The sequence below is a fragment of the Microbacterium sp. Z12_35 genome, from assembly GCF_058310475.1.
Map to the genome: position 1 here is coordinate 1,539,679 of NZ_JBZEGJ010000001.1, position 22,830 is coordinate 1,562,508.

At 70.7% G+C, this 22,830-nt stretch carries 19 protein-coding genes; 7 read left to right on the forward strand and 12 right to left on the reverse strand.

The features are described 5' to 3' along the window. Window positions 1–4: 4 nt before the first annotated feature. The 6 genes from AC4FS1_RS07605 to AC4FS1_RS07630 all read right to left on the reverse strand — a co-directional run bounded on the left by AC4FS1_RS07605 (window position 5) and on the right by AC4FS1_RS07630 (window position 5,759). Window positions 5–1,096 carry a glycosyltransferase gene (locus AC4FS1_RS07605; protein WP_491153865.1) on the reverse strand — a complete coding sequence of 364 codons (1,092 nt, stop codon included), beginning with the start codon at window positions 1,094–1,096 and terminating at the stop codon, window positions 5–7. Next, a complete protein-coding gene (locus AC4FS1_RS07610; protein WP_491155673.1) occupies window positions 1,093–2,466 on the reverse strand; it encodes an LCP family protein in 1,374 nt (457 codons plus the stop codon). Before AC4FS1_RS07610 ends, AC4FS1_RS07605 begins: the two co-directional genes overlap by 4 nt. An 86-nt stretch (window positions 2,467–2,552) precedes the next feature. Then, window positions 2,553–3,020 carry a 5-(carboxyamino)imidazole ribonucleotide mutase gene (gene purE / locus AC4FS1_RS07615; protein WP_491155675.1) on the reverse strand — a complete coding sequence of 156 codons (468 nt, stop codon included), beginning with the start codon at window positions 3,018–3,020 and terminating at the stop codon, window positions 2,553–2,555. Between the two features lie 98 nt (window positions 3,021–3,118). Beyond that, the gene (locus AC4FS1_RS07620; RefSeq protein WP_491153866.1) at window positions 3,119–4,255 is read right to left on the reverse strand and encodes a 5-(carboxyamino)imidazole ribonucleotide synthase; all 1,137 of its coding nucleotides are present in this window, start codon (window positions 4,253–4,255) and stop codon (window positions 3,119–3,121) included. Between the two features lie 100 nt (window positions 4,256–4,355). After that, window positions 4,356–4,916, reverse strand: coding sequence for a PH domain-containing protein (locus tag AC4FS1_RS07625; RefSeq protein ID WP_491153868.1), 561 nt, complete (start codon window positions 4,914–4,916; stop codon window positions 4,356–4,358). Window positions 4,917–4,964: 48 nt separating this feature from the next. After that, the gene (locus AC4FS1_RS07630) at window positions 4,965–5,759 is read right to left on the reverse strand and encodes a biotin--[acetyl-CoA-carboxylase] ligase (protein ID WP_491153870.1); all 795 of its coding nucleotides are present in this window, start codon (window positions 5,757–5,759) and stop codon (window positions 4,965–4,967) included. A 235-nt stretch (window positions 5,760–5,994) separates the two neighbouring features. Between AC4FS1_RS07630 and AC4FS1_RS07635 the strand changes: the two genes are divergently transcribed. Then, window positions 5,995–7,584 carry an acyl-CoA carboxylase subunit beta gene (locus AC4FS1_RS07635; RefSeq protein WP_484509895.1) on the forward strand — a complete coding sequence of 530 codons (1,590 nt, stop codon included), beginning with the start codon at window positions 5,995–5,997 and terminating at the stop codon, window positions 7,582–7,584. Beyond that, window positions 7,581–7,811, forward strand: a complete 231-nt coding sequence (locus AC4FS1_RS07640; protein WP_491153873.1) for an acyl-CoA carboxylase epsilon subunit — start codon at window positions 7,581–7,583, stop codon at window positions 7,809–7,811. Before AC4FS1_RS07635 ends, AC4FS1_RS07640 begins: the two co-directional genes overlap by 4 nt. A gap of 340 nt (window positions 7,812–8,151) precedes the next feature. On the opposite strand, the gene AC4FS1_RS07645 is transcribed toward AC4FS1_RS07640, so the two are convergent. From AC4FS1_RS07645 to AC4FS1_RS07660, 4 genes are read right to left on the reverse strand one after another with little or no spacing between them, the layout of a single operon-like run. After that, on the reverse strand, window positions 8,152–9,189 hold the full coding sequence (locus tag AC4FS1_RS07645) for an MFS transporter (protein WP_491153875.1): 1,038 nt from the start codon (window positions 9,187–9,189) through the stop codon (window positions 8,152–8,154). Beyond that, the gene (locus AC4FS1_RS07650; protein WP_491153876.1) at window positions 9,186–10,442 is read right to left on the reverse strand and encodes a sensor histidine kinase; all 1,257 of its coding nucleotides are present in this window, start codon (window positions 10,440–10,442) and stop codon (window positions 9,186–9,188) included. Before AC4FS1_RS07650 ends, AC4FS1_RS07645 begins: the two co-directional genes overlap by 4 nt. Beyond that, window positions 10,435–11,097 carry a response regulator gene (locus AC4FS1_RS07655; RefSeq protein WP_491153878.1) on the reverse strand — a complete coding sequence of 221 codons (663 nt, stop codon included), beginning with the start codon at window positions 11,095–11,097 and terminating at the stop codon, window positions 10,435–10,437. The genes AC4FS1_RS07650 and AC4FS1_RS07655 overlap by 8 nt, the downstream gene beginning before the upstream one ends. 19 nt (window positions 11,098–11,116) lie before the next feature. Continuing rightward, on the reverse strand, window positions 11,117–12,406 hold the full coding sequence (locus tag AC4FS1_RS07660) for a class I SAM-dependent RNA methyltransferase (RefSeq protein WP_491153879.1): 1,290 nt from the start codon (window positions 12,404–12,406) through the stop codon (window positions 11,117–11,119). A gap of 36 nt (window positions 12,407–12,442) precedes the next feature. Here AC4FS1_RS07660 and AC4FS1_RS07665 point away from each other — a divergent pair, with 36 nt between their 5' ends. Together AC4FS1_RS07665 and AC4FS1_RS07670 are read left to right on the forward strand one after the other, a co-directional pair. Continuing rightward, complete coding sequence (locus tag AC4FS1_RS07665) at window positions 12,443–13,099, forward strand: Maf family protein (protein ID WP_491153880.1); 657 nt, start codon at window positions 12,443–12,445, stop codon at window positions 13,097–13,099. Window positions 13,100–13,177: 78 nt separating this feature from the next. Then, window positions 13,178–14,944: an acetyl-CoA carboxylase biotin carboxylase subunit gene (locus tag AC4FS1_RS07670; protein ID WP_491153882.1), complete on the forward strand. Its 1,767-nt coding sequence runs from the start codon at window positions 13,178–13,180 to the stop codon at window positions 14,942–14,944. Between the two features lie 374 nt (window positions 14,945–15,318). Here AC4FS1_RS07670 and AC4FS1_RS07675 read toward each other — a convergent pair whose 3' ends face one another. Then, the gene (locus AC4FS1_RS07675; RefSeq protein WP_491153884.1) at window positions 15,319–16,773 is read right to left on the reverse strand and encodes an NAD(P)H-quinone dehydrogenase; all 1,455 of its coding nucleotides are present in this window, start codon (window positions 16,771–16,773) and stop codon (window positions 15,319–15,321) included. A gap of 76 nt (window positions 16,774–16,849) precedes the next feature. On the opposite strand from AC4FS1_RS07675, the gene AC4FS1_RS07680 reads away from it, so the two are divergent. From AC4FS1_RS07680 to AC4FS1_RS07690, 3 genes are all read left to right on the forward strand, one after another. Further along, window positions 16,850–17,683, forward strand: a complete 834-nt coding sequence (locus tag AC4FS1_RS07680; RefSeq protein ID WP_491153886.1) for a purine-nucleoside phosphorylase — start codon at window positions 16,850–16,852, stop codon at window positions 17,681–17,683. Beyond that, entirely contained in the window at window positions 17,680–19,368 is a 1,689-nt protein-coding gene (locus AC4FS1_RS07685) for a phospho-sugar mutase (RefSeq protein ID WP_491153888.1), read from the forward strand. Before AC4FS1_RS07680 ends, AC4FS1_RS07685 begins: the two co-directional genes overlap by 4 nt. Window positions 19,369–20,008: 640 nt before the next feature. Then, window positions 20,009–20,590: a GNAT family N-acetyltransferase gene (locus tag AC4FS1_RS07690; protein ID WP_491153889.1), complete on the forward strand. Its 582-nt coding sequence runs from the start codon at window positions 20,009–20,011 to the stop codon at window positions 20,588–20,590. A 60-nt stretch (window positions 20,591–20,650) separates the two neighbouring features. Here AC4FS1_RS07690 and AC4FS1_RS07695 read toward each other — a convergent pair whose 3' ends face one another. Further along, window positions 20,651–22,576, reverse strand: coding sequence for a BglG family transcription antiterminator (locus AC4FS1_RS07695; protein ID WP_491155677.1), 1,926 nt, complete (start codon window positions 22,574–22,576; stop codon window positions 20,651–20,653). Window positions 22,577–22,830 lie beyond the last annotated feature (254 nt).

The following is a 22,830-nucleotide window of genomic DNA, read 5'->3' on the forward strand; positions in this document are numbered from 1 at the left end:
CGCGCTACAGTTCGGCGTGCAGCTGCCAGACACGCTCCGCGCCCTCCGCCCAGGAGAATGCGCGCGCGCGATCCGATGCCAGCACTCGCAGCTTCTCGCCGTTCTCCCCCATGGCCGCACGGGCAGCGTCACCCAGTCCGACGGACGACCCGATCGGACCCGCGTCGGCGAGGACCTCGCGGTGCACGGGCGAGTCCGCCGCGACGACGGCTGTGCCGGTCGTGATCGCCTCGACGGCCCGCCACGGCCAGTCCAAGCGCGTAGACGGCGCGACGAAGACCGACGCACTGCCGAGTACCGCGGCACGGTCGAACGGCTCGAGCGAGCCCCGGACGTGCACGCGCGCCTCGGCGAGACCCACTGCGGCTGCGAGCTCGAGCACGTCGGGCTCCTGACCCTCGGGGCAGTCGAGCACGACTACGTCCCCATCCGACGCGGCGCCGACGATTCCGGCGAGCGCGGCCGCGAGTCCATCCGATTCGGACGTGCCTCCCGCCGTCGACACGAACGTCGCAGGGAGGTCGAGCGACCGCAGGCGCCCGGCGATATCCGTCGGAACGCGGAATCCCTCCGGCGCCGCGCCGGCGATGACGCGGATGCGGTCGGCCAGCCGAGGGGCGACCTCCGAGAGCGCTGCGGCCATCGCGTGCGTGGGGACCACGACGGCATCGGCGTGCTTCTCCGCACGTTTGAGCATCGCCTTCTGCCACATCACCTCGCCCCGCGACAGGGTCTCGGGCGCCTCCCACGCGCGGAGGTCCCACAGCGTGACGACGAGCTGGTGCGTCTCGTGCACACGGTCGTGGCGCACGAGGGGCGCGAGGAGCGTAGGCGAATGGATCATGCCCTTCCCTACGCCGGGAGCGATGCCGAACTGCCAGGATGCGGCGAGCTCGCGCCGCGGCAACGCGAGCCGGGTGAGGTCGACGAGACCGTCAAGATCGGGTTCTCCCCCACGCGGCACGATCCCGGCGACGTCTGCCCCGCGCGGCGCCGTGTCGATGAGCGCCCGGGTGAGCGACTGGGACGCCTCGGCGAGGTCCCGCGATGTGGGCGCGACCAGCTGGTCGAGCACGACTCGGAGTGTCGCGGTCACTGCGTCGGCTCCGCCGTGGGGGTCGGGGGGTGCAGCGTCGTGCGGACCAGCTCCTGGATGTAGGCGTAATCGGGCTCGAACTCGTCGATGCCGCCATCGGGCGTCAGCTCGATGGTGCTGACGGGCTGTTCCTTCGCCTTCAACGCCAGGTCGGCCAGGGCCGGCAGCAACGGCTGCGGCAGGTCTGTCTGCACGATGGCGGTGCCTGCGGTGGCGACATCCTGGAACCGGGTGAGCACGTTCTGCGGGCTCGCCTGCGCGAGGATCGCCTCCTGCAGTTGACGCTGGCGCTTCATGCGGTCGAAGTCGCTCGTGGTGTACCGGGAGCGGGCGTACCACTGGGCGGTGTCGCCGTCCATGTGCTGCGGGCCGACCTCGATCCAGCCGATCGCCCAGTCCTCGGCCGGCTGACCGGCGTAGGCGGGACCGCCGCCCTTGGGTAGGCGCTCCTCGACCGTGATGTCCACGCCGCCCAAGGCATCGACCAGGGCGGCGAAGCCGTGCATGTCGATGAAGACGTAGTACGGGATCTCGATGCCGAGGATGCCTTCGGCGGCGTCCTTCGTCGCCTCTACGCCGGGCGCGGAGCCGTTGGCCTCCGCATCCGGGTAGAGCTCGCTGCCGTCCTGGCAGACCTCGACCTCGGTGCGGAGCTGGTTGACGCCGCTCCCCCACCCGCACGTCGAGTCGGCCTGGCCTTCATGCCCGTTGGGGTATTTGTCCTGCATCGGTCCGGCGGAGAAGGGGAAGTGCGGCATGTCGCGCGGGATGCCGGTGATCGTGACGGCGCCGCTCGCCGCGTTGACCGAGACGACGGAGATGCTGTCGAACCGCATCGAGTCGCGGCCCTCGCCGCTGTCGGCGCCCAGCAGCAGGATGTTGTAGTACCCGTCCGACGGCGGAACGACCGGTGCGGACTGGCCGAAGAGAGCGCCGAGAGCATCACGTGCCGTACCGGCGGCCTGCGCAGCCCAAACCGCGCCGCTGCTCGCTCCGACAAGGAGCAACACCGACGCGGCGGCGATCCCGAACCGCGCCCCGCGCCCCGTCCGGACCAGGCGCACAAGCCGCAGCGTGTCCACGGTGAGCACGATCCACAGCAGGGCATACCCGAGGAGGAGGATCTGCACGACCGTGAGCGGCACCCACCGGAGCCATCCGAACCACTCCGGAATCCACGCCCCCGAGACGATGGAAACGAGCGCGGTCGGCCACAGGAGCGCGAACAGACCCGTGAGAATCAGCCCGACCCACATGACCAGCGTCGCGCCGAGACCGAAGCGCCCGAGCTTACGGCTGCCCGCGAGCACCTGCGCTGACCCGGGCAGCAGGAAGTTGAGGAGAACGAGCCACCAACCCCGCCGCGTCATCACCTGACGCGACCCGGCGTCGGGATTCCGCAACGGTCGGGGCTCGACGACCGCCCGCGCTCCGGGGCGCGCGGCGGCGGTAACGCTCACAGAGAGTCCTTCAGCCGGCGGTTCTTGTCTTCGACCTGGGCTTCGAGGTCGCGCGCGTACTCTTCGATACTGTCCGCGAGCGCTGCATCCCCTGTCCCCAGAATGCGCGCGGCGAGGAGTCCGGCGTTCTTCGCGCCGTTGATCGAGACGGTGGCGACGGGGATCCCGGCGGGCATCTGCACGATGCTGAGGAGCGAGTCGAGCCCGTCGAGGGCGGACAGCTGCACGGGCACGCCGATGACCGGGAGTGCCGTGACGGATGCCAGCATCCCGGGCAGATGCGCGGCACCACCGGCGCCGGCGATGATCGCCTGCAGCCCGCGGCCGCGGGCTTCGCGGCCGTAGCGGATGAGCTTGTCGGGGGTGCGATGCGCCGAGACGACCTCGACCTCGTGCGGGACACCGAGCTCAGTGAGCACCTGTGACGCGTCGCTCATGACCCTCCAGTCGGAGTCGGAGCCCATGACGACGCCGACCACGGGCGTCTCGGAGGAGTGCAGGGGCCGGGTCACCCGACCAGGCTAGGGCGATTGTCTGGAAGATCGCCGCAACGGCGCGGCCGTCAGTCGAGGAAGAAGGCTGCGGCGGCCCGCGCCTCGTACGCGACATCGTCGAGGTCGAAGCCGGCCACGTTGATGTGACCGACCTTGCGACCGGGGCGCGGCGCCTTGCCGTACGTGTGGATTTTGGCGCTCGGATGCTCCGCCATGGCTGCCGCGAACCGCTCGTCCAGCGACGCCTCCGCCGGACCGCCGAGGATGTTGATCATCACCGACCACGGCGCGATGGGGTCGACCGCCCCGAGCGGGAGGTCGAGGACCGCCCGCAGGTGCTGCTCGAACTGGCTCGTCACGGCGCCGTCCTGGGTCCAGTGCCCGCTGTTATGCGGACGCATCGCGAGCTCGTTGACGAGGATGCGGCCATCCGTGGTCTCGAAGAGTTCGACCGCCAGCATCCCGGTGACGTCCAGTCCCTCCGCGATGGCGACGCCCAGGTCTGCAGAGGTGCGGGCGAGCCGTCCGTCGGAGCGGGGCGCGGGCGCGAGCACCTCGGCGCACACGCCGCCGCGCTGCACGGTCTCCACGAGCGGATACACGGCGAACTCGCCGGAGGGCCGGCGCGCGATCTGCTGCGCGAGCTCGCGAGTGAAGTCGACGAGCTCCTCGACCAGCAGCTGCCCGCCACGAGCGTCTTCGGCGAGGGTGGCGAACCAGTCCTGCGCCTCGGAGCCGGCGGAGACGACCCGCACGCCCTTGCCGTCGTAGCCGCCGCGCGGCGTCTTCACCACGGCCCGCCCGCCGTGGGCGTCGAGGAACTCCTGCAGTTCGGTCTCATCCGACACCGCCGCCCAGTCGGGCTGCGGTGCACCGAGCTCCTGCATCCGCCGGCGCATGACGAGCTTGTCCTGCGCCACGGCGAGCGCGCCCGGCCCGGGATGCACCTGCACGCCGGCGTCGACGAGGGCGGCGAGCACGTCCTGAGGCACGTGCTCGTGGTCGAACGTGATCACGTCGACATCCCGCGCGAAGGCGAGGACGGTGTCGGCATCGCGGTAGTCGCCCGTGGCCGTGGCAGCGAGGGATGCGGACATCCCCGGTTCCTCGGCGAGCACTCGGACGTCCAGGCCCAGCTCGACAGCCGGCGCGATCATCATCCTCGCGAGCTGCCCGCCACCGATGATCCCCACTCGCAGCGCCATGGCTCCCCTTCCGTCAGTCCCATTCTTCCGCAGACGCGAGGTGTGCGTGGAGAGGGGCGGCCGGGCGGCTGCGCGGGCGGCCATGCGGCGGGCGCGGGGATCAGAATTGCGGAGTCGTCGTCGGGACGTTCGGCGGCTGAGCGTCGCGGTGCGCGAGGATCTGATTCACCTCGACCTGGTCGACCAGCACTTCATGGACGAGCTCAGCGCTGGGGATGTTGCGGAGGCGCAGCGGAGCATCCACGCCATTGGAGAGCACGAGGGTTCCCGCACCCCACAACCGCTGCAGCGGACCGCGACGCACCTGGATCGTGTACCCGCGCATGTGCGTCAGCTCGGTGCGCCGAGTGCGCACAAGCCCGCTGCGTTCGATCACGCGTCGGGTGGTGATGGTGTACGTGTGCGACCACCACGCCGCCCACGGCAGGACGACGACGAGGAGCACGACGACCGCGGCAGCGGTCAGCAGCATCCAATTCTCGAACGGAGCGGGGAGGTTTCCGTAGAAGTATCCGACGGCGCCGGCGACGGCGATGAGGACGAGGGACGACCAGAACAGGCGCCGGGCGTGCGGACGGATGCGCGCGACACGCAACTCGGGCGTGGGAACGCCCGGGGCGGGGGTCAGGGGCCGCCCTCCGTACGTCGTCGGAGAGGTCACGTCTCTATTGTGTCCGCCGGCACCGACATCACGGCGATCCCACGCGGGTCAGCGCACGTGCGTGACGTCGCCGGCCGAAACGGCGACCTCGTCCACCCCGGTCACGATGACGAGTCGGCCGTCCGCGTCGATGCGCTGGGCGCGGCCGACCACCGATGTGCCGTCCGGCAGAGCCACCCGCACGTCGTGACCGAGGGTGGTGCAGAGCGCTTCGACTTCGCCCAGGACTCCGGATGCTCCGGCGTCGCCGTGCGCGGACAGCAGAGCCTGCAGCTGCTCGTCGAGTGCCCGGAGATAATCGGCGAGCAGCCGGTCGTCGTCGCACTCCATCCCGAGCGCGGCGAACGAGACCGCTGTCGAGACCGGCAGGTCGGCTCGCGTCATGGTCGTGTTGACACCGGCGCCGATCACGACTGCGTCGGGATGGCCGGGCACGACCTCGGCGAGGATGCCGCAGATCTTGCCGCCGTCGACGAGGACGTCGTTCGGCCATTTCAGCCCGGTGGTGTTGCCCGTCCCGGTGAGCTGTGCCGAGATGGCGCGCGTCATCGCGGCGCCGGCGGCGAGCGGAATCCAGCCGCGGGCATGCGCGGGAAGCCCGCCGACGCGCACCAGCACCGACACCGCCAGCGCGGTGCCCGGGGGTGCGGTCCACGTCCGGTCGAGGCGGCCACGACCGGCACGCTGATCCGTGGTGACGAGCGCGGAGAGGTGCGGCCAGCCGGCCGGGTCGTCGGCGACGGCGGCGAGCACGTCGGCGTTCGTGGAATCGGTGGTCTCGACGACCTGGAGACGCGGGCTCACCTCGGCGGCGCGGGGATAGCCCTCTTCACGGATCGGCATGCCCTCACCCTAGAGCCGACTCCCCGGCGCGCGTCGGCTCTTGACAGCCGAAGCCGCCCGATGTCGGCGCCTGGGATCAGGAGAAACGCCGAGTTCTGGCCGTTCGCCCGGCTGCGGCACATCTCCTGAATTCGGCACGGCGCCGACCGGTGCGGCCGGAACGCACAGAGGAATCCGGGAGGCGTTGTACGCACCATCCAAGGAACGGGTGAGGCCCGCCGATAGGGTGGAACGCGTGACAGAGCAGCACGATCCCTTTACGACCGCGGGCAAGATCGCCGACCTCCGCAGCAGGTACCAGGAGGCGGTGGTCGACGCGGAGGAGGCCGCTCGCGTCAAGCAGCACGCGAAGGGCAAGCTGACAGCGCGCGAGCGCATCGAACTGCTCGTCGATCCGGGATCGTTCGTCGAGCTGGACGAGTACGTCCGTCACCGCACGACAGCGTTCGGCATGGACAAGTCGCGCCCCTACGGCGACTCCGTCGTCACCGGCACCGGCACCATCCACGGGCGCACCGTCGCGGTGTACGCGCAGGACTTCTCCGCGTTCGGAGGATCACTCGGCGAGGTGGCCGGAGACAAGATCATCAAGGTCATGGAGTTCGCCCTTCGCGGCGGCATCCCGATCATCGGCATCCTCGATTCCGGCGGTGCCCGCATCCAGGAGGGCGTCGTCGCCCTCGGCAAGTACGGCGAGATCTTCCGCTTGAACACCGCCGCCTCCGGCGTCATCCCGCAGATCTCGATCATCATGGGCCCGGCCGCCGGCGGCGCCGTGTACTCCCCCGCCCTCACCGACTTCGTCATCATGGTCGACAAGACCAGCCAGATGTTCGTCACCGGTCCCGACGTCATCAAGACCGTCACCGGCGAAGACGTCGGGATGGAGGAGCTCGGCGGCGCGTACACGCACAACACCCGTTCGGGCGTCGCGCACTACCTCGCCGAAGACGAAGACGACGCGCTCGACTACGCCCGCACCCTGCTCAGCTTCCTCCCCGACAACAACCTCGACGAGATCCAGGTGTACGACACCCCGTTCGAGTTCGAGACGACGGATGCGGACCGCTCGCTGAACACGGTCATCCCCGACTCGGCGAATCAGCCGTACGACATACACACCGTGATTTCGCGGATCGTGGACGGCGGCGACTTCCTCGAGGTGCAGCCGCTGTTCGCCCCGAACATCGTCATCGGCTTCGGCCGGATCGAAGGCCGCACCGTCGGCATCATCGCGAACCAGCCGTCCCAGATGGCCGGAACCCTCAACATCGACGCGGGCGAGAAGGCGAGCCGCTTCGTGCGGTTCTGCGACGCGTTCTCGATCCCGATCGTCACGCTGGTGGATGTCCCGGGCTATCTCCCCGGCACCGACCAGGAGTGGACCGGCGTCATCCGCCGCGGCGCCAAGCTGCTGTACGCGTACGCCGAGGCCACCGTCCCGCTGGTCACGGTGATCCTGCGCAAGGCCTACGGCGGCGCGTACATCGTGATGGGCTCGAAGCAGCTGGGCGCCGACATCAACCTCGCCTGGCCGACCGCCGAGATCGCCGTGATGGGTGGCCAGGGGGCCGTGAACATCCTCTACCGCGGCGAGATCAAGCGCGCCGAAGCCGCCGGGGAGGACGTCGCAGCGGTACGTACACGCCTCGCGAACGAGTACACGTACAACGTCGCGTCCCCGTTCCTCGCCGCCGAACGCGGCGAGCTCGACGGAATCATCGAGCCCGCGCAGACGCGCGTCGCGATCGCGAAGGCGCTGCGGGCGCTGCGCGGTAAGCGCGCGAGCCTCCCGGCGAAGAAGCACGGGAACATCCCGCTGTGAGCCCCGCGCCCGAGCCGGAGCCCGTCGTCTCCTTCGACGTCCGCCGCGGCAACCCCACGGAGGAGGAGCTCGCGGCTCTCATGGCCGTCGTCGCCGAGGCGTATGCCGAGGAAGCGGCCGCGCCGGTCGCGGCCGGCTCGCGGCCACGGGCGCGCTGGCGGGTGTCGACGCGCAGCTCGCGCTCCACGCTGTCGCGGGAGCAGGGATGGGGCGGGTTCTCCGCCTGACCCCCGATCGCCGGACCATTCCTGCGAGGATCTACGCCGCCCGGAATTCCCCGCGCTCTGTCCCCCGAAATACCTACAGACGGGGACGGGAACCCATCGCATACTGGAGGAGCTGGAACGCATTTCCTGCGTTCGGCCGGGGCTGCTTCTTCAGCCAGTCCCGGTCTCGCGGACGGTTTTCGGGTAACTGTCCGCCAGGCGAGGGGCGCGCGGCTTCGCCGCCCCTCGCCTCCCAATCGTCTCACCGGTCCGGTACCCTCCCCCGCCGGACCGGTGAGTCGGGTGTGGCGATGACGGCCGCCTAGCCGGCGAGTATTCCGCAGCACGGGCTGCGTCGCGTTCAGCGGGCGCGCGGGATCTCGTGCCAGAGCTCGACGCTGTCCTCATCGGAGAAACTGTCGCCGTCTCCGGATCGCCCGACGATGGTCACGGCCGTCCGATCGTGCGGCGACGTGCGGATGATCAGGCGCGTGGATGACGCGGATCGCAACAGATCGGCGAGCTCTGCCCGAATCCCGACGAGGTCGGGCTCAGCGATGTCTTCGAGACCGCCCTCATCCAGCATCGTGACGGAGATGCCGCGCCGACGTGCGGACTCCAGCTCGGCCCGCACCTCGTCATCGAGCAGACGCGGACCACGCAACTCGTCGCGCAACCGTCCCTCCGCCAGACGCGCCTCGAGCCGCTCGGCGGGGCGGAGGTTTCCGCCGGTCTCGATCGTGCGACCAAGGATCGGACCTGCCGTCTGCAGGGCGCGTTGCACCTGGACGCGTCGCTCCCGTTGCCGACCGGACTGCGAGGCCTGCCAGGCGGATGCCGCCTGCTGGAGCTCGGCGAGGCGCACGGTGTCGTCCGCCGCGCTGTCGAGGGCGAACATGAGCAGCTGCGCCGCTCCGACCCACACGATCGATCCCACGAGGCCGAGCGCCAACGCGGCGAGAGGGCCGATCCACAGCGAGACCGACACGGCGGCGAGGACGAGGCCGGCCCAGGCGAACCACGGCCGGCGGCGCACCATGACGATCGTCATCAGGGCACCGATTCCGCCGATCACCCATGTCGCGAAGGGCTGAGTGCGCGATTCCGGCGCCACAGCGGAGAAAACCGCGTTCGGGACGAGCACGGCGACGGCCAGAGCGATCACGCACACCCACACCGGCAGCATCCCCCGGCGCGAGGGGATGACACTGGCGGCGTCGGGAGTGCGGCGGTGCACGCCCCAGAAGATCGTCAGCCACGTCACCAGAAGGTAGAGGGGAAGGGCGACGAAGATCATCCAGGGCGAATCCACCTCGCCGTCCACCCACCAGAATCCGCGTGCGGCGAGGTAGGCCGTGAACGCGACAGCCAGCGCGGAGACGATTGCGCGAACGCTCACCAGCGGTCCCCGCTGTCCCACTCGAGAGTGATCGTGGTTCCGTGCGGGCCCGACTCGATCTCGGTACGTCCGCCCACGGCGGTCACCCGAGCGAGGATCGAGCCGCGGATGCCGAGTCGGTCATCGGGGATGCTGTCCACGTCGAAGCCCCCACCGGCGTCGCTCACGCGAACCAGCACCCCGCCGGGGTCCGCCCGCCCGCGCAGCTGCACCGTGAGCCCCTGGGCGTTGGCGTGCTGAACCGCGTTGGCCACGGCCTGCAGCGCTGCGAGAACGATGGCGCGAGCCACCCGCCCCGGCACACGCGGGGTGTCGGGCTCGAACGCCCGAGCGACCTCCAGACGCACGCCCATTTCGCGCGCGCCGCTTTCCAGATCGTCGGCGAGGTGCGCCGCATCCACCGGCTCGTCGCTGCCCTCCCACGGGTCTTTCTCCGCATTGGCCAGACGGGTCAGGGCCTCGCGCGCCATGCTCACCGCAAGCGTCCGCTCGCGAGGGGTGGAGGCCCGCTCGGCAGCCAGCAGCGCACCGAGAACGCTGTCGTGCATCAGCGCGGCCACGGCCACCCGCTCCCCTTCGGTCGCAGCGGCCGCAGCGGCCGCAGCGTAGCTGGCCACCGCGCGGGCCCGGGTTTCGTCGACGTTCGCCGCCACTGACCGATAGGTCCAGCCCAGCACGACCACGACGCCGCCGAGGATCAAGGTGAACGAGACGTCCAGGCCCACCGGAACGAAGAACTCCTCGGCGAAGCCGGCCTGGACGAGGCGTACGAAGCCGAACAGCAGCGGGGTGACGATCGTCCAGACGATCTGCAGCGGAAGCGGGAAGGCCACCACGGTAGCCACGGTCGCGACGTTGACGAGGTAGAAGATCCAGGGTTCCTCGGTGGGGACGGGCTCAGCCCCGCCCACCGTCGCGATGGGCCACACCGCCAGCGCAACGACGTAGATGACGGCGAAGAGGCCGCTGAACACCCGGGAGAATCTTCCCACCAGGCACGCGATGACCATGGCCGCGAGCGGAACGAACACCGCCAGGACCATGGGCAGGTGCCATCCGGGTCGCTCGTCTCCGGGCCCGAAGGAGGCGAGGACGGCCTGCGCACCGAAGACCAGCGATCCCGGACCCACGAGCAGGGTGATGACCCGCTCGATGCGTGCACGCGTGAAGGATCCGAGGTTTTCGGTGGCCTCCCGTGAACTCGGCAGTCGGCCCCAGGCCGCGTCGAGAACGGACCGGTCGGCCTCAGCCATCGGTGTCGCCCTCGGGGCGTTGCAGAATGCCGTCCTCCATCGCACGGCGCAACAGGTCGATCTTGGTCGGGGCGGGCCGGCCCACCTCGACGTACTTCACGCGGACGCGCGTGATGTTCTCTTTCGCGGTCGAGTACGCCACTCCGAGCCGGTCGGCGACCGCCTTCAGGGGGAGCCCGGCCGCGTACAGGCGCAGCACCTCACGTTCGCGCGTCGACAGCTGCGCGTCGGCGAATTCGCGGTCGGCCTCGACGGCGCTGGCCCATTCGACGTTGTTGAGCAATTCGCCTTGGGCGACGGTGCGGATGGCGGCGAGCACCTCGTGGATCGGCGACGCCTTACTCACGATGCCCGCGGCGCCGGCAGACAGAGCCTCGCGCACGGCGGCAGGCCGGTCGGCGACGCTGTGGATGATGACACTCGAGCCGTCCGCCACCAGACGGTGCACATTCTCGGACACCGTCGTCCCGTCGCCGAGTGTGAGATCGAGCACGACCACGTCGGCCGGGGACTCCGATTCGCCGGTGCGCCACACCAGGTATTCGGTGACGGTACTACCGGAGAATGCGACCATCAGACTCTCGTCTCGAGCGATCGCGGCCTCGAGTCCGAGGCGCACCGACTCGTGGTCGTCGATGAGTGCGACGCGGGTCATAGTGGTCATGGTATCGGTGTCACGGGGTCAACACCGTTACCGCCTCGACGTGATGCGAGTGCGGGAACAGATCGACGGCGCGGATACCCTGCCGCGCTTCGTATCCGGCGTCGCGGAACGTACCGAGATCCCGCGCCAGTGCGACGGGATCGCAGGCCACGTAGACGACGCGCGCAGGGGCGAGCGCGAGGATCCCCTCGACGACCTCGCGACCCGCTCCGGCGCGCGGCGGGTCGAGCAGCACGACGCCCCGCGCCAGCCGCTCCCGCTCGCGGGGCGAGGCTTCGGCCGCGAGCTGCCGGACGAATCGGTCCACCCGCGCGGTCACCGCCCGAGCCCCCACCCACTCCGCGAGGTTCTCCCCGGCGTGCTCCGTCGCGCGCGGGTCGGACTCGACGGAAGTGACGCGAGTGGATGCTCCGCCCAGGTCGCCGAGCGTTGCAGCGAACAACCCCACCCCGCCGTACAGGTCGAGGTGCGCCGCCTCCGGATCAACCGCGGCCCCGTCGGATGCCGCCGCGCGGAGCTCCTCGGCCACGATCGTCGTGAGGCTGTGCGCGGCGAGCCGGTGCACCTGCCAGAATCCGCCGGCGTCCAGGCGGAACTGCCGGTCGCCGACCTGCTCGACGATGACCTCGGGGGCAGCCGCCGTGCGCGAGGGCGCATCCGGCCGCGGCAGGATGCGGACCCGCCCGTCGGCGGGCTGCACCAGATCCACTCGGCCGGGGGCCTGACCGCGCACGGTCGCGGCCGCGCGGGCGACAGCCTCGGTCGCGAGCGGCAGGTCGTCGGTCTCGATGACCCGATGACTGCGCGCGGCATACGGACCGACGCGGCCGTCGTCATCGACGTGCAGGCTCACGCGAGTGCGCCACCCCGTCCCGTCCGCGCTCTCCTGAGCAACCACGGATCCTTCGGCGTCCACGATCGGCGCAGGGGTTTCCATGCGGACGGGCACGTCCACCTTGCCGATTCGCTGGAGAGCGTCCTGGAAGACGTGCAGCTTGAGGTCGCGCTGGTGCGCCAGCACGATGTGCCCGAAGTCCGCGCCACCCGGCCGTGCGTCCGGCTCCACCGAGACGTCCGCCGCCGACCACACGTGGGGCTGCCGGTGCGGCGACGCGGTCAGCACCTCGACGGTCTCGGCCCGCCAGAACGACTTCTTACGCGTGTCGGTGAGGCGTGCGCGCACGGTCTCGCCGGGAATCGTGTCAGCCACGAAAACCACTCGTCCGTCCAGTCGCGCAACGAAGACACCGCCGTGGGCGACGTCGGTGATCTCGAGTTCGACGAGGTTTCCGGCATCCATTCCTCCAGCCTCCCACGCGGGAGCTAGCGTGAGGGGATGCGTGTCTGCCTGGCGTCCACCTCCCCTGCTCGGCTCATGCTTCTGCGCCAGGCCGGCATCGAACCGCTGACGCTCGCGCCGGACGTCGATGAAGAAGCCGTCGTCGACGGGGTGGAGCGGGCCGAGGGGCGACGCCTTCCCTCCGAGGAACACGTCCTGCTGCTGGCACGGCGGAAGGCCGCCGACGTCGCCGCGCAGCTCGCGGCGGCCGATCCGGCCTTCGACGGTTTCGTGCTCGGCGGCGACTCCATGTTCGAGCTGGGCGGGGAGATCCTCGGCAAGCCGTATACCCCGGAGGCTGCGACCGAGCGCTGGCGGGCGATGCGGGGCCGCACCGGGGTGCTGCACTCCGGGCACAGCGTCCTTCGCGTCTCGCCCGGGCTGCCCGCCCGGGAGGCGTACGCCACGGCCGAAGCATCCGTCACCTTCCGCGCCGACGTCACCGACGACGAGATCGCCGCCTACGTCGCCACCGGTGAACCGCTGCAGGTGGCCGGCGCATTCACGGTCGACAGCCTGGGCGGAGCTTTCATCGAACGGGTCGAAGGCGACCCGTCCACGGTGGTGGGGATGTCGCTGTCCACCGTGCGCAGCCTGATCCGGGAACTCGGCGGCGAGTGGACAGCCCTCTGGAACCGCGCGAACGGTTCGTAGACTCCCCCACACGTTCCGCGGCGTTTCTTGTGCAGGTTGCTCAAAAACGGACCCCTGGGCGTGAGTAGGCTGGCACGCATGCCGAAAATCGCCAAGGTGTTGATCGCTAACCGCGGCGAGATCGCCGTCCGAGTCATCCGCGCCGCCCGCGACTCCGGTCGCGCGAGCGTGGCGGTCTACGCAGACTCCGATCGCGACGCCCTCCATACCCGCCTCGCCGACGAGGCGTACGCCCTCGAGGGCGCCACGAGCGCCGAGACCTACCTCTCGATCGAGAAGATCCTGTCCGTCGCCCGCCGCTCCGGCGCCGACGCCGTCCATCCCGGCTACGGTTTCCTCGCCGAGAACGCCGACTTCGCCCGGGCCGTCATCGGCGCCGGACTGGTCTGGATCGGTCCCTCGCCGGAAGCCATCGAGGCCCTCGGCGACAAGGTCACCGCCCGCCACGTCGCCGATAAGGTCGGCGCACCGCTGGCCCCCGGCACGCCTGGTCCGGTGTCGGGAGCCGATGAGGTCATAGCCTTCGCCGAGAGCGTCGGCCTGCCGATCGCGATCAAAGCGGCCTACGGCGGCGGTGGCCGAGGGCTCAAGGTCGCCCGGACGATCGACGAAATACCCGAGATGTTCGAATCCGCCACACGCGAGGCCGTCACCGCCTTCGGGCGGGGCGAGTGCTTCGTGGAGAAGTACCTCGACCGCCCGCGGCACGTCGAGACGCAGTGCCTGGCGGATGCGGCGGGCAACGTCGTCGTCATCTCCACCCGCGACTGCTCCCTCCAGCGGCGCCACCAGAAACTCGTCGAAGAAGCTCCGGCCCCGTTCCTCACCGACGAGCAGAACGAGATCCTCTACACCTCCTCGAAGGCGATCCTCCGCGACGTCGGGTACGTCGGCGCGGGAACGTGCGAGTTCCTCATCGGCGCCGACGGCACGATCTCCTTCCTCGAGGTCAACACCCGCCTGCAGGTGGAGCACCCGGTCTCTGAGGAGGTCACCGGTATCGACCTCGTGCGCGAGCAGTTCCGCCTCGCCGAGGGCGAGGAACTCGGCTATGACGACCCGGCGCCCACCGGGCACTCGATCGAGTTCCGCATCAACGGCGAAGACCCGGGCCGCGGCTTCCTTCCGCAGCCCGGTCCCATCCACGTGTTCAAGACCTTCGGGGGCCCCGGCATCCGCCTCGACTCCGGTGTCACGGCAGGCGACAGCGTCTCCGGCTCGTTCGACTCGCTGCTGGCGAAGATCATCGTGACCGGCCGGGACCGCGCCGAAGCCCTGCAGCGCGCGCGGCGCGCGCTCGACGAGTTCGAGGTGGCGGGCCTTCCCACCGTCCTCCCGTTCCACCGCCTCGTCGTACGCGACCCCGCCTTCACGGCCGAAGACGGCCGGTTCGGGGTCTTCACCCGCTGGATCGAGACCGAGTTCGCCGGTGACATCCCGCCGTGGGACGGGGAGCTCGAGCCCCCGGCCGCTCCGGCAGCCCGGCACACCGTCGTCGTCGAGGTCGGCGGCAAGCGCCTCGAGGTGAACCTCCCCGAGCGCATCGCCTCCGCCGGCGGCGGCCCCGGCCGCCCGGCTGCGGCTCCGCCGTCACGCCGCTCGCACGCCGCATCCGCCGTCGCAGGCGCGACCGGCGACGCCGTGAAGGCGCCGATGCAGGCGACCATCGTCAAGGTCGCCGTCGAGAACGGCCAGATCGTCGTCAAGGGCGACCTGGTCGTCGTGCTCGAGGCTATGAAGATGGAGCAGCCGATCCCCGCGCACAAGGACGGCGTGATCGGCGGGCTGGATGCCACGGCCGGCACGACGGTGGCCGCGGGCCACCAGCTCCTCATCATCAGCTGAGGTCGACCCGCGCGGGCGTTGACCCTTCGTCCCGTCGCTGCGCTCCTCGCTCAGGGTCCGGAGTCCGGCAGGCGACCCTTCGTCTCGTCGCTGCGCTCCTCGCTCAGGGCCCGGCTCCCGGACGCTGAGCGAGCGCAGCGAGACGAAGCGTCGAGGCCGCGCTTGGGCGACCCTTCGTCGCGTCGCTGCGCTCCTCGCTCAGGGCCCGGAGTCCGGCTCCCGGACGCTGAGCGAGCGCAGCGAGACGAAGCGTCAAGGCCGCGCGGAGGCGACCCTTCGTCTCATCGCTGCGCTCCTCGCTCAGGGCCCGGAGTCCGGCTCCCGGACGCTGAGCGAGCGCAGCGAGACGAAGCGTCAGCCACGGACGACGCGAGTCAGAGGTCCTCGGGGGCGTCGTTGCGCTCGACGATGTGCATCGCGCGCGTGGCGTCGGTGATGCTCCCCGACAGCGACGGGTAGACCGCGAACACGCGGGAGACCTGATCCACCGTCAAGCGCCGCTCCACCGCGATGGCGAGCGGGTAGATGAGCTCCGACGCGCGGGGCCCGACGATGACCCCGCCGATGACGGTGCCGCTCCCCTGCCGCGCGATGATCTTCACGAAACCGTCGCGGATGCCCTGCATCTTCGCGCGCGGGTTCGCCGACAGGGGGAGCCGCCGGACCACCCCGTCCACGCGCCCGTCGATGGCGTCCTGCTCCGAGAACCCCACCGACGCGATCTCCGGGGCGGTGAAGATGTTGGCGGTGATGCGGCGCCGCTCGAGCGGGATCACGGTGTCTCCGAGCGCGTGGAAGATCGCCGTGCGCCCCTGCATCGACGCGACCGACGCCAGCGGCACGAAGTTGGTGCAGTCGCCCACGGCGTAGACGTTCGGCACCGAGGTGCGCGCCACGCGGTTCACGCGGATGTGCCCGGAGTCGGCGCATTGCACGCCGGCCTCCTCCAGCCCGATGCCGGTGGTGTTCGGCACCGCGCCGACGGCCATGAGGCAGTGGCTCCCCTCGATGGTGCGGCCATCCGAGAGGGTCACGACGACACCGTCGCCGGTGTTCACCACGCTCTGCGCCCGCGACTTCGACAGCAGCGTCATGCCGCCCCGCTTGAAGACCTTCTCCAGCACGGCCGCCGCATCCGTGTCTTCCCCAGGGAGCACCTGATCGCGGCTGGAGATGAGCGTCACCTGCGACCCGAGGTTCATGTACGCCGATGCGAACTCCGCGCCGGTGACCCCCGACCCCACCACGATGAGGTGCTTCGGGAGGGCCTTCATGTCGTACAGCTGCGTCCAGGTGAGGATGCGTTCCCCGTCGGGCCGCGCCGCGGGCAGCTCTCGCGGGGAGGATCCCACCGCCACCACGAGGGTGTCGGCCTCGACGCGGTCGAAGTCCGTGCCACCCGCCTCGGTGGAGACGATGACGGCGGAGTCGCCGTCCAGGCGCCCCTGGCCCGCGATGATCCGGACCCCCGCTTCGACCAGCGACGCGCGCATGTCGTCGGACTGCTGGCGGGCCAGCGCGAGCACGCGGCGGTTGACGGCGGCCATGTTCACGGCGACCTCGGCGGCGAGGGGGCGACCGTCGCCGCCCTTCGCGAACAGCTGCACGCCCAGGTCGCTGGCGCCCTGGATCGCCACCGCGGCGTCGGCCGTGGCGATCAGCGTTTTGGAGGGAACCACATCGGTGATGACGGCCGCCCCGCCGATTCCCTGGCGTTCGATGACGGTCACCTCCGCCCCGAGCTGGGCGGCGGCCAGCGCCGCCTCGTAACCGCCGGGCCCGCCACCGAGGATGGCGACGCTCTGGGTGCGCTCGAAGCTGAGGGACATGGCATCCATTCTGTCGCGTGCCGGGACCAGTTCCGCCCGCGTGGCACCGAAGTGCGCGCGTTCGTAGAGTGGGGGAATGCCACACACTGCTGGGAACCCCCTCGACGACCCCTCCGCCGACCCGTTCGAGATCGCCGCGCGCGCCGCGGCCGACATCGCGAGGCTCACCGGCGTCGAGCGTCATGACATCGCCGTGACTCTGGGAAGCGGATGGGGGCGCGCTGCCGAGCTGATCGGCGAAACTGTGGCGACTGTTCCCGCGCCGGACGTGGCCGGCTTCAGCAAGCCCGCGCTCGAAGGCCATGTCGGCACCCTGCGCAGCGTCCGCACGCCCGCCGGTCGGTACGTGCTCGTCATCGGTGCGCGCACCCACTTCTACGAAGGGCACGGCGTGCGCCGCGTCGTGCACAGCGTCCGGACGGCGGCGGCGACCGGGGCATCCACGATGATCCTCACCAACGGCGCCGGAGGCATCCGCGAGACGTGGCGTCCCGGGCAGCCCGTGCTCATCAGCGACCACATCAACCTCACGGCCGCCTCGCCGTTGGAGGGTGCGACGTTCATCGACCTGACCGACCTTTATTCGGCGCGGCTGCGGGCGGTCGCCCGGACGATCGAGCCGGAGCTGGATGAGGGCGTCTACTGCCAGTTCCGCGGGCCGCACTACGAGACTCCGGCCGAGGTCCAGATGGCGAAGGCGATCGGGGGGCACATCGTGGGGATGTCGACCGCGCTCGAGGCGATCGCCGCGCGTGAGGGCGGGATGGAAGTTCTGGGGATGTCGCTGATCACCAACCTCGCCGCGGGCATCCAAAAAACGCCCTTGAGCCACCAAGAGGTACTCGAAGCCGGTCGCGAGGCGGAACCGGTGATCTCGTCGCTGCTGGCGCGGATCATCGAGGCGCTGTGAGTGCCGCGCCTGAGGAGGTGCTGGGGGCCGCGCGCGCGTGGCTCGCCCAGGACCCGGATGCGCAGACCCGCAGCGAGCTGCGCGAACTGATCGACCGGACCGAGGCCGGAGACGCCGAAGCGACCGCCGACCTTCTCGATCGCTTCACCCACCGCCTCGCCTTCGGCACGGCAGGTCTCCGCGGGGCACTCGGGGCGGGCCCGAACCGGATGAACCGCGTTCTCGTCGCGCAGGCGGCTGCCGGACTCGCCGCGTACGTCGCCGAGCGTGCGGCGGCCGATGCGACGCCTCTCGTGGTCGTCGGGTACGACGGCCGACGCAACTCCGACGTCTTCGCCCGTGAGTCGGCGGAGATCTTCGCCGGGGCGGGGCTGCACGCCGTCCTCCTGCCGCGGATGCTGCCGACCCCGGTTCTCGCGTTCGCCGTTCGGCACCTCGGCGCGGCGGCGGGCGTCATGGTCACGGCCAGCCACAATCCGCCCAATGACAACGGGTACAAGGTGTACCTCGGCGGCGAGGACGACGGCGCGCAGATCGTCTCCCCCGCGGATGCGGAGATCGCCGCGCACATCCAGGCGGTCGCCGACCGCGGCGACATCGGCACCATCCCGCGGTCGGTCGGCTACGCGAATGCCCCCGAGGAGCTGGTCGAGGCGTACGTCGCCGCGACCGCGGCCGTCGCCCCGGCGCCCGCATCCGCCGAAGGGCTCAACTGGGTGTACACCGCGATGCACGGCGTCGGGTGGGAGACCCTCCGCAGCATCCTGGCCACCGCCGGCTACCGCGAGCCCACGGTGGTGGCCGAGCAGATCGAACCCGACGGGGCATTCCCGACGGTCGCGTTCCCCAATCCGGAGGAACCGGGCGCGATGGATCTCTCGCTCGAAACCGCCCGGCGCGTCGGCGCGGAGCTCGTGATCGCCAACGATCCGGACGCCGACCGCCTGGCCGTCGCGATCCCGGATGCTGACGCCGAAGGCGGATGGCGGCGCCTCAGCGGCAACGAGGTCGGCCTGCTTCTCGGCTGGCGTGCCGCACGCAGAGCGTCCGAAGCCGGCACCGAAGGTGCCACCCTGGCCTGCTCCCTCGTCTCCTCCCCCGGACTGCAGGCGATCGCCGAGCACTACGGTCTCGGATTCACCGCGACTCTCACGGGCTTCAAGTGGATCTCCCGCGCGCCCGGGATCGTGTACGGGTTCGAGGAGGCCCTCGGGTACCTCGTCAACCCGGAGACGGTGCGTGACAAGGACGGCGTGTCGGCGGCGATCGCCCTCCTCGGGCTCGTCTCCGAAGCGCGTGGTCGCGGAACGGACCTGCGCGGACTGCTCGACGAGATGCTCGAGACGTTCGGGGCGTTCGCGAGCGACCAGATCTCGATCCGGGTCGCGGATGTCTCGGAGATCGGGCGGATCATGCAGGCGCTGCGCTCCCAGCCGCCCACCCGGATCGGCGACTGCCCGGTCGCCCGCATCGACGATCTCCTCACCGGGTTCGAGGATCTGCCGCCCGGCGATGTGCTGCGCATCTGGCTCGACGACGGCTCGCGCCTCATCGTGCGACCCAGCGGGACCGAGCCGAAGCTCAAGATGTACCTCGACGTGCACGGCGACTCGGATGCGGAAGCCCGCGCGCGCCTGGCCGCTCTCGCCGCGGGCGCGCGGGCGCTGCTCGACAGCATCCGCTGACCCGCGTCCGGCTCCGGGGTACGTGCAGCTCGGGAGGAGATGGCGCCTCGGGAGGGCCGATCCCGCCGAATCCCGCCTCCCTACGGCACATCTCCTCCGCACGTGCGCACCAGCGGTCGACCGACAGCATCCAGGACCCCGCCACCCGCTCTGGGGTACGTGCAGCTCGGGAGGAGATGGCGCCTTGGGAGGCGCGATCCAGCCGAATTCTTCCTCCGAACGGCACATCTCCTCCCCACGTGCACACCAGCGGTCAGCCCGCAGCATCCGCGAGCCCGCCACCGGCTCTGGGGGACGTGCAGCTCGGGAGGAGATGGTGCTTCCGGAGTGTCGATCCCGCCGAATCCCGCCTCCCTACGGCACATCTCCTCCGCACGGGCACACCAGCGGTCAGCCCGCAGCATCCGCGAGCCCGCCACCGGCTCTGGGGGACGTGCAGCTCGGGAGGAGATGGCACTTCGGGAGGGGCGATCCCACCGAATCCCGCCTCCGAACGGCACATCTCCTCCCCAGGGGCGCACACCCAAGCGACGCCCGACAGCATCGGCCGACAGGGCACCAGCCGCGCCACCGCGGCACCGATCGGCACCAGGCGGCTCCGCACCAGCATGCGGGCTCAGCCGGCCGTAGGCTCTGCGGCATGGAGTTCGCCGAGCCGGTCGTGCTGGAAAACGCGTACGTGCGCCTCGAGCCGCTGACCGGCGAGCACGCGACGGGCCTCGCCGAAGCCGCCGGAGGGCTCGAACACGTCTGGTACACATCGGTGCCCGCGCCGGATGCTGTCGCCGACGACATCGCGCAGCGCCTCCGGTGGCGCGACGAGGGTGCCATGAACCCGTGGGCCGTGATCCGTAGCGGGGCCGTGGTGGGTGAGACCACCTTCTGCAACATCGACCAGACGAACCGGCGCGTCGAGATCGGTCACACCTGGCTGGCACCCGCCGCCCAGCGAACCGCCGTCAACACCGCCGCGAAACTCTTGCTCCTCAGCCACGCCTTCGACGCGTGCGACGCGATCGCCGTGGAGTTCCGCACCCACTGGCACAACCGGCAGTCCCGGGCGGCGATCGAGCGACTCGGCGCAAAGCAGGACGGGGTGCTGCGCAACCACCGCCTCGGGCCCGACGGCATCCTCCGCGACACCGTCGTCTACTCCATCCTCCCGGGCGAGTGGCCGGCGGTACGCCGCGGGCTGGAGGCGCGCCTCGGCCACCACCGCTGATCGGGCCACCCCGGCCCCGCCCGGCGCACCCCGCCCCGGCGCCCGGTCCCGCCGGGCGGATCAGCCGTCGATGACGGCGACGAGCTCGTCGAGGAATCCGGGGAAGTCCGCCACGCGCCGCACGATGCGCTGCACGCTCTCGCGCTCGGAGAAGACCTCCACGAACTGCTCGAAGACCGTCTGGAAGGCCTCGCGGTCCGCCTCCGAGAACGCCACGAGCGCCACCACCTGCACGCGCCCGTCCCCCCACGGGATCGAGGGATCCGCAATGCCGATGGCGATCTGCGTGCGCGTCGCGGTCATTCCGATCGCATGCGGCACCGCGAGCGCGTCGGTGAAGGCCGTGGACGACAGGCGCTCGCGCTCGATCGCCCGCTCGACGTAGTGGTCGTCGATCACACCCTGCCGCACGAGGAGCCCCCCGAGGTGACGGATGACGCCCTCCTCGCCCTGCGCGCTGTCGATGCCTCGGACGAACGCGGACGAGTCGAAATACCGCTCCAGCTCTGCCCGGAGGCGCTGCAGCCGCCGGCCACGGCGGATGCGGGCGGCGGCCGCCTGCACGCGGTCGACGTCGGCATCGGTGAGGAACGGCTGGATGCGGACGATCCGGTCTCCTGCGACGGGCGGGTCGATCGTGGTCAGCACGAGGTCGGTGTCGATGGAGGGCCAGTCGGGGTCGACGCGCGTTTCGACTCCGACGACCTCGATCGCCTGCCCGAGGGAGCGGTCGACGCTCGAACGCAGCAGCTCGTGCAGCTCGTAGTATCCGGGGCACACGATCGTCGCCGTCAGGAGCTGGTCGGCGCGGCGGCTGCGCTCGAGCCGTCCGCCGACGTGCATCGCGATGTAGGCGATCTCGTCATCCAGGATCGGGATGCCGAGGCTCTCGTGCAGCCCGCTGGCGATGAACACGGCGACTTCGAAGATCATCGGGTACGACGACTTCAGCGAACGCGTCAGCGGGTTGCGCGACCACGCCTGCTCCTTCGAGCGGTGCAGCAGGTTCTGCACATGCAAGGCAAGGCGCAGGATGAAGTCCTCGTCGGCGATATCGACGAGGAATTCGGATGCGGCCCGCTCGACGACCGCCCGCACCGCCCGATCCACGTCGGGCTCGAGCCGGGAGCGCGCATCATCGGCGGCAGGAGCGCCGGGCGCGACCACCCGCGTGAGGACGAGAGTGGCTAAGTGCTGCTGGTCTCCGGCGCCCAGGCGTACGCCGAGATGGGTGTCTGCGAGGCGGTCCAGCAGCGCGGCGACATCGCGGTGCGCCGGGGAAGAGTCCCCCGCCGTCCGCTCCAGTGCCCGGTCGCGCGCGATCCGGTCGGCGGCGATCGCGATGTGCATGACGACGTCCCCGATGCCGTACTCGTTGACGAAATACCCGAGGGCACCCAGCTCCGCCGCGAGTTCGGCCTTGAAGGGTCCGAACGCCTCCGCACCCACCGACCCCTGGCCGAGCGTGCGTCGAAGCGCCTCGAGATCGAAGGATCCCGCATCCATCTCGTCGTGGGCGAGGCGGCTGAGGAGACGCCGCTGGGCCATCTCCGTGCCGCGCAACCGGGCCGTCGACGCAGAACGCTCCAGCGTCAGCTCCGTGCCGCCGAGAAGTCCCCGCACGCGGGCAAGGTCGGCCTCGAGCGTCGCGGGGCTGACGTGCAGCGTGTCAGCGGTGACGAAGACGTCGATGCCGTCTTCGCTGTCCAGGAGCGTCCGCACCAGGATGTGGAGGCGATCGCGCGGCGTGCCGCCATCGGTGGCCGGGGCCGCGCGGAGTGCTGCCGCCGCATCCGGACCTGCCCGGTAACCGAGCGGACCCGACTCCACCGCCGCACCGCCGGGCACCCGGGCATTCAGCGAGGTGACATACGACCGGATGCTGCGGGGGGTGACCCCGAGCACATCGGCGAGCGAAGCGGCTGTCGCCCATTCACCATTGCGGGTCAGCAGGCCGAGGAGCCGGTCTTGGCGAGCCCTCGTCATCATGTGCCGTCACGATCGTTTCCGCGGGAGGTGCGTTCCTTGCCGCTGTCCCAGTCAATCACGCCCCTTCCTGCCCGGCTCCGAGGTGCGCCGGTGGCGCCGGGCCCTGGGCGTCCGGCTCGCACCTCGCCGCGGCGCAGACCTGCACCGGTCGCCCACACGGCGAGACGCCCGGATGCGGCAGCGCCGGCCGTGATGACGTTCCGGGGGGTGGGAAACAGACCTGGTTGTCCGCTCCCAGGAGACTCACAAGA

Coding starts and splice junctions, on each gene's coding strand:
- AC4FS1_RS07610 (WP_491155673.1), bottom strand. CDS start 2,466: ATGACGCGGCGGGGTTGGTGGCTCGTTCTCCTCAACTTCCTGCTGCCC.
- purE (WP_491155675.1), bottom strand. CDS start 3,020: ATGGGCTCCGACTCCGACTGGAGGGTCATGAGCGACGCGTCACAGGTG.
- AC4FS1_RS07620 (WP_491153866.1), bottom strand. CDS start 4,255: ATGGCGCTGCGAGTGGGGATCATCGGTGGCGGGCAGCTCGCGAGGATG.
- AC4FS1_RS07630 (WP_491153870.1), bottom strand. CDS start 5,759: ATGCCGATCCGTGAAGAGGGCTATCCCCGCGCCGCCGAGGTGAGCCCG.
- AC4FS1_RS07650 (WP_491153876.1), bottom strand. CDS start 10,442: ATGGCTGAGGCCGACCGGTCCGTTCTCGACGCGGCCTGGGGCCGACTG.
- AC4FS1_RS07655 (WP_491153878.1), bottom strand. CDS start 11,097: ATGACCCGCGTCGCACTCATCGACGACCACGAGTCGGTGCGCCTCGGA.
- AC4FS1_RS07660 (WP_491153879.1), bottom strand. CDS start 12,406: ATGGATGCCGGAAACCTCGTCGAACTCGAGATCACCGACGTCGCCCAC.
- AC4FS1_RS07665 (WP_491153880.1), top strand. CDS start 12,443: ATGCGTGTCTGCCTGGCGTCCACCTCCCCTGCTCGGCTCATGCTTCTG.
- AC4FS1_RS07670 (WP_491153882.1), top strand. CDS start 13,178: ATGCCGAAAATCGCCAAGGTGTTGATCGCTAACCGCGGCGAGATCGCC.
- AC4FS1_RS07675 (WP_491153884.1), bottom strand. CDS start 16,773: ATGTCCCTCAGCTTCGAGCGCACCCAGAGCGTCGCCATCCTCGGTGGC.
- AC4FS1_RS07680 (WP_491153886.1), top strand. CDS start 16,850: ATGCCACACACTGCTGGGAACCCCCTCGACGACCCCTCCGCCGACCCG.
- AC4FS1_RS07690 (WP_491153889.1), top strand. CDS start 20,009: ATGGAGTTCGCCGAGCCGGTCGTGCTGGAAAACGCGTACGTGCGCCTC.
- AC4FS1_RS07695 (WP_491155677.1), bottom strand. CDS start 22,576: ATGACGAGGGCTCGCCAAGACCGGCTCCTCGGCCTGCTGACCCGCAAT.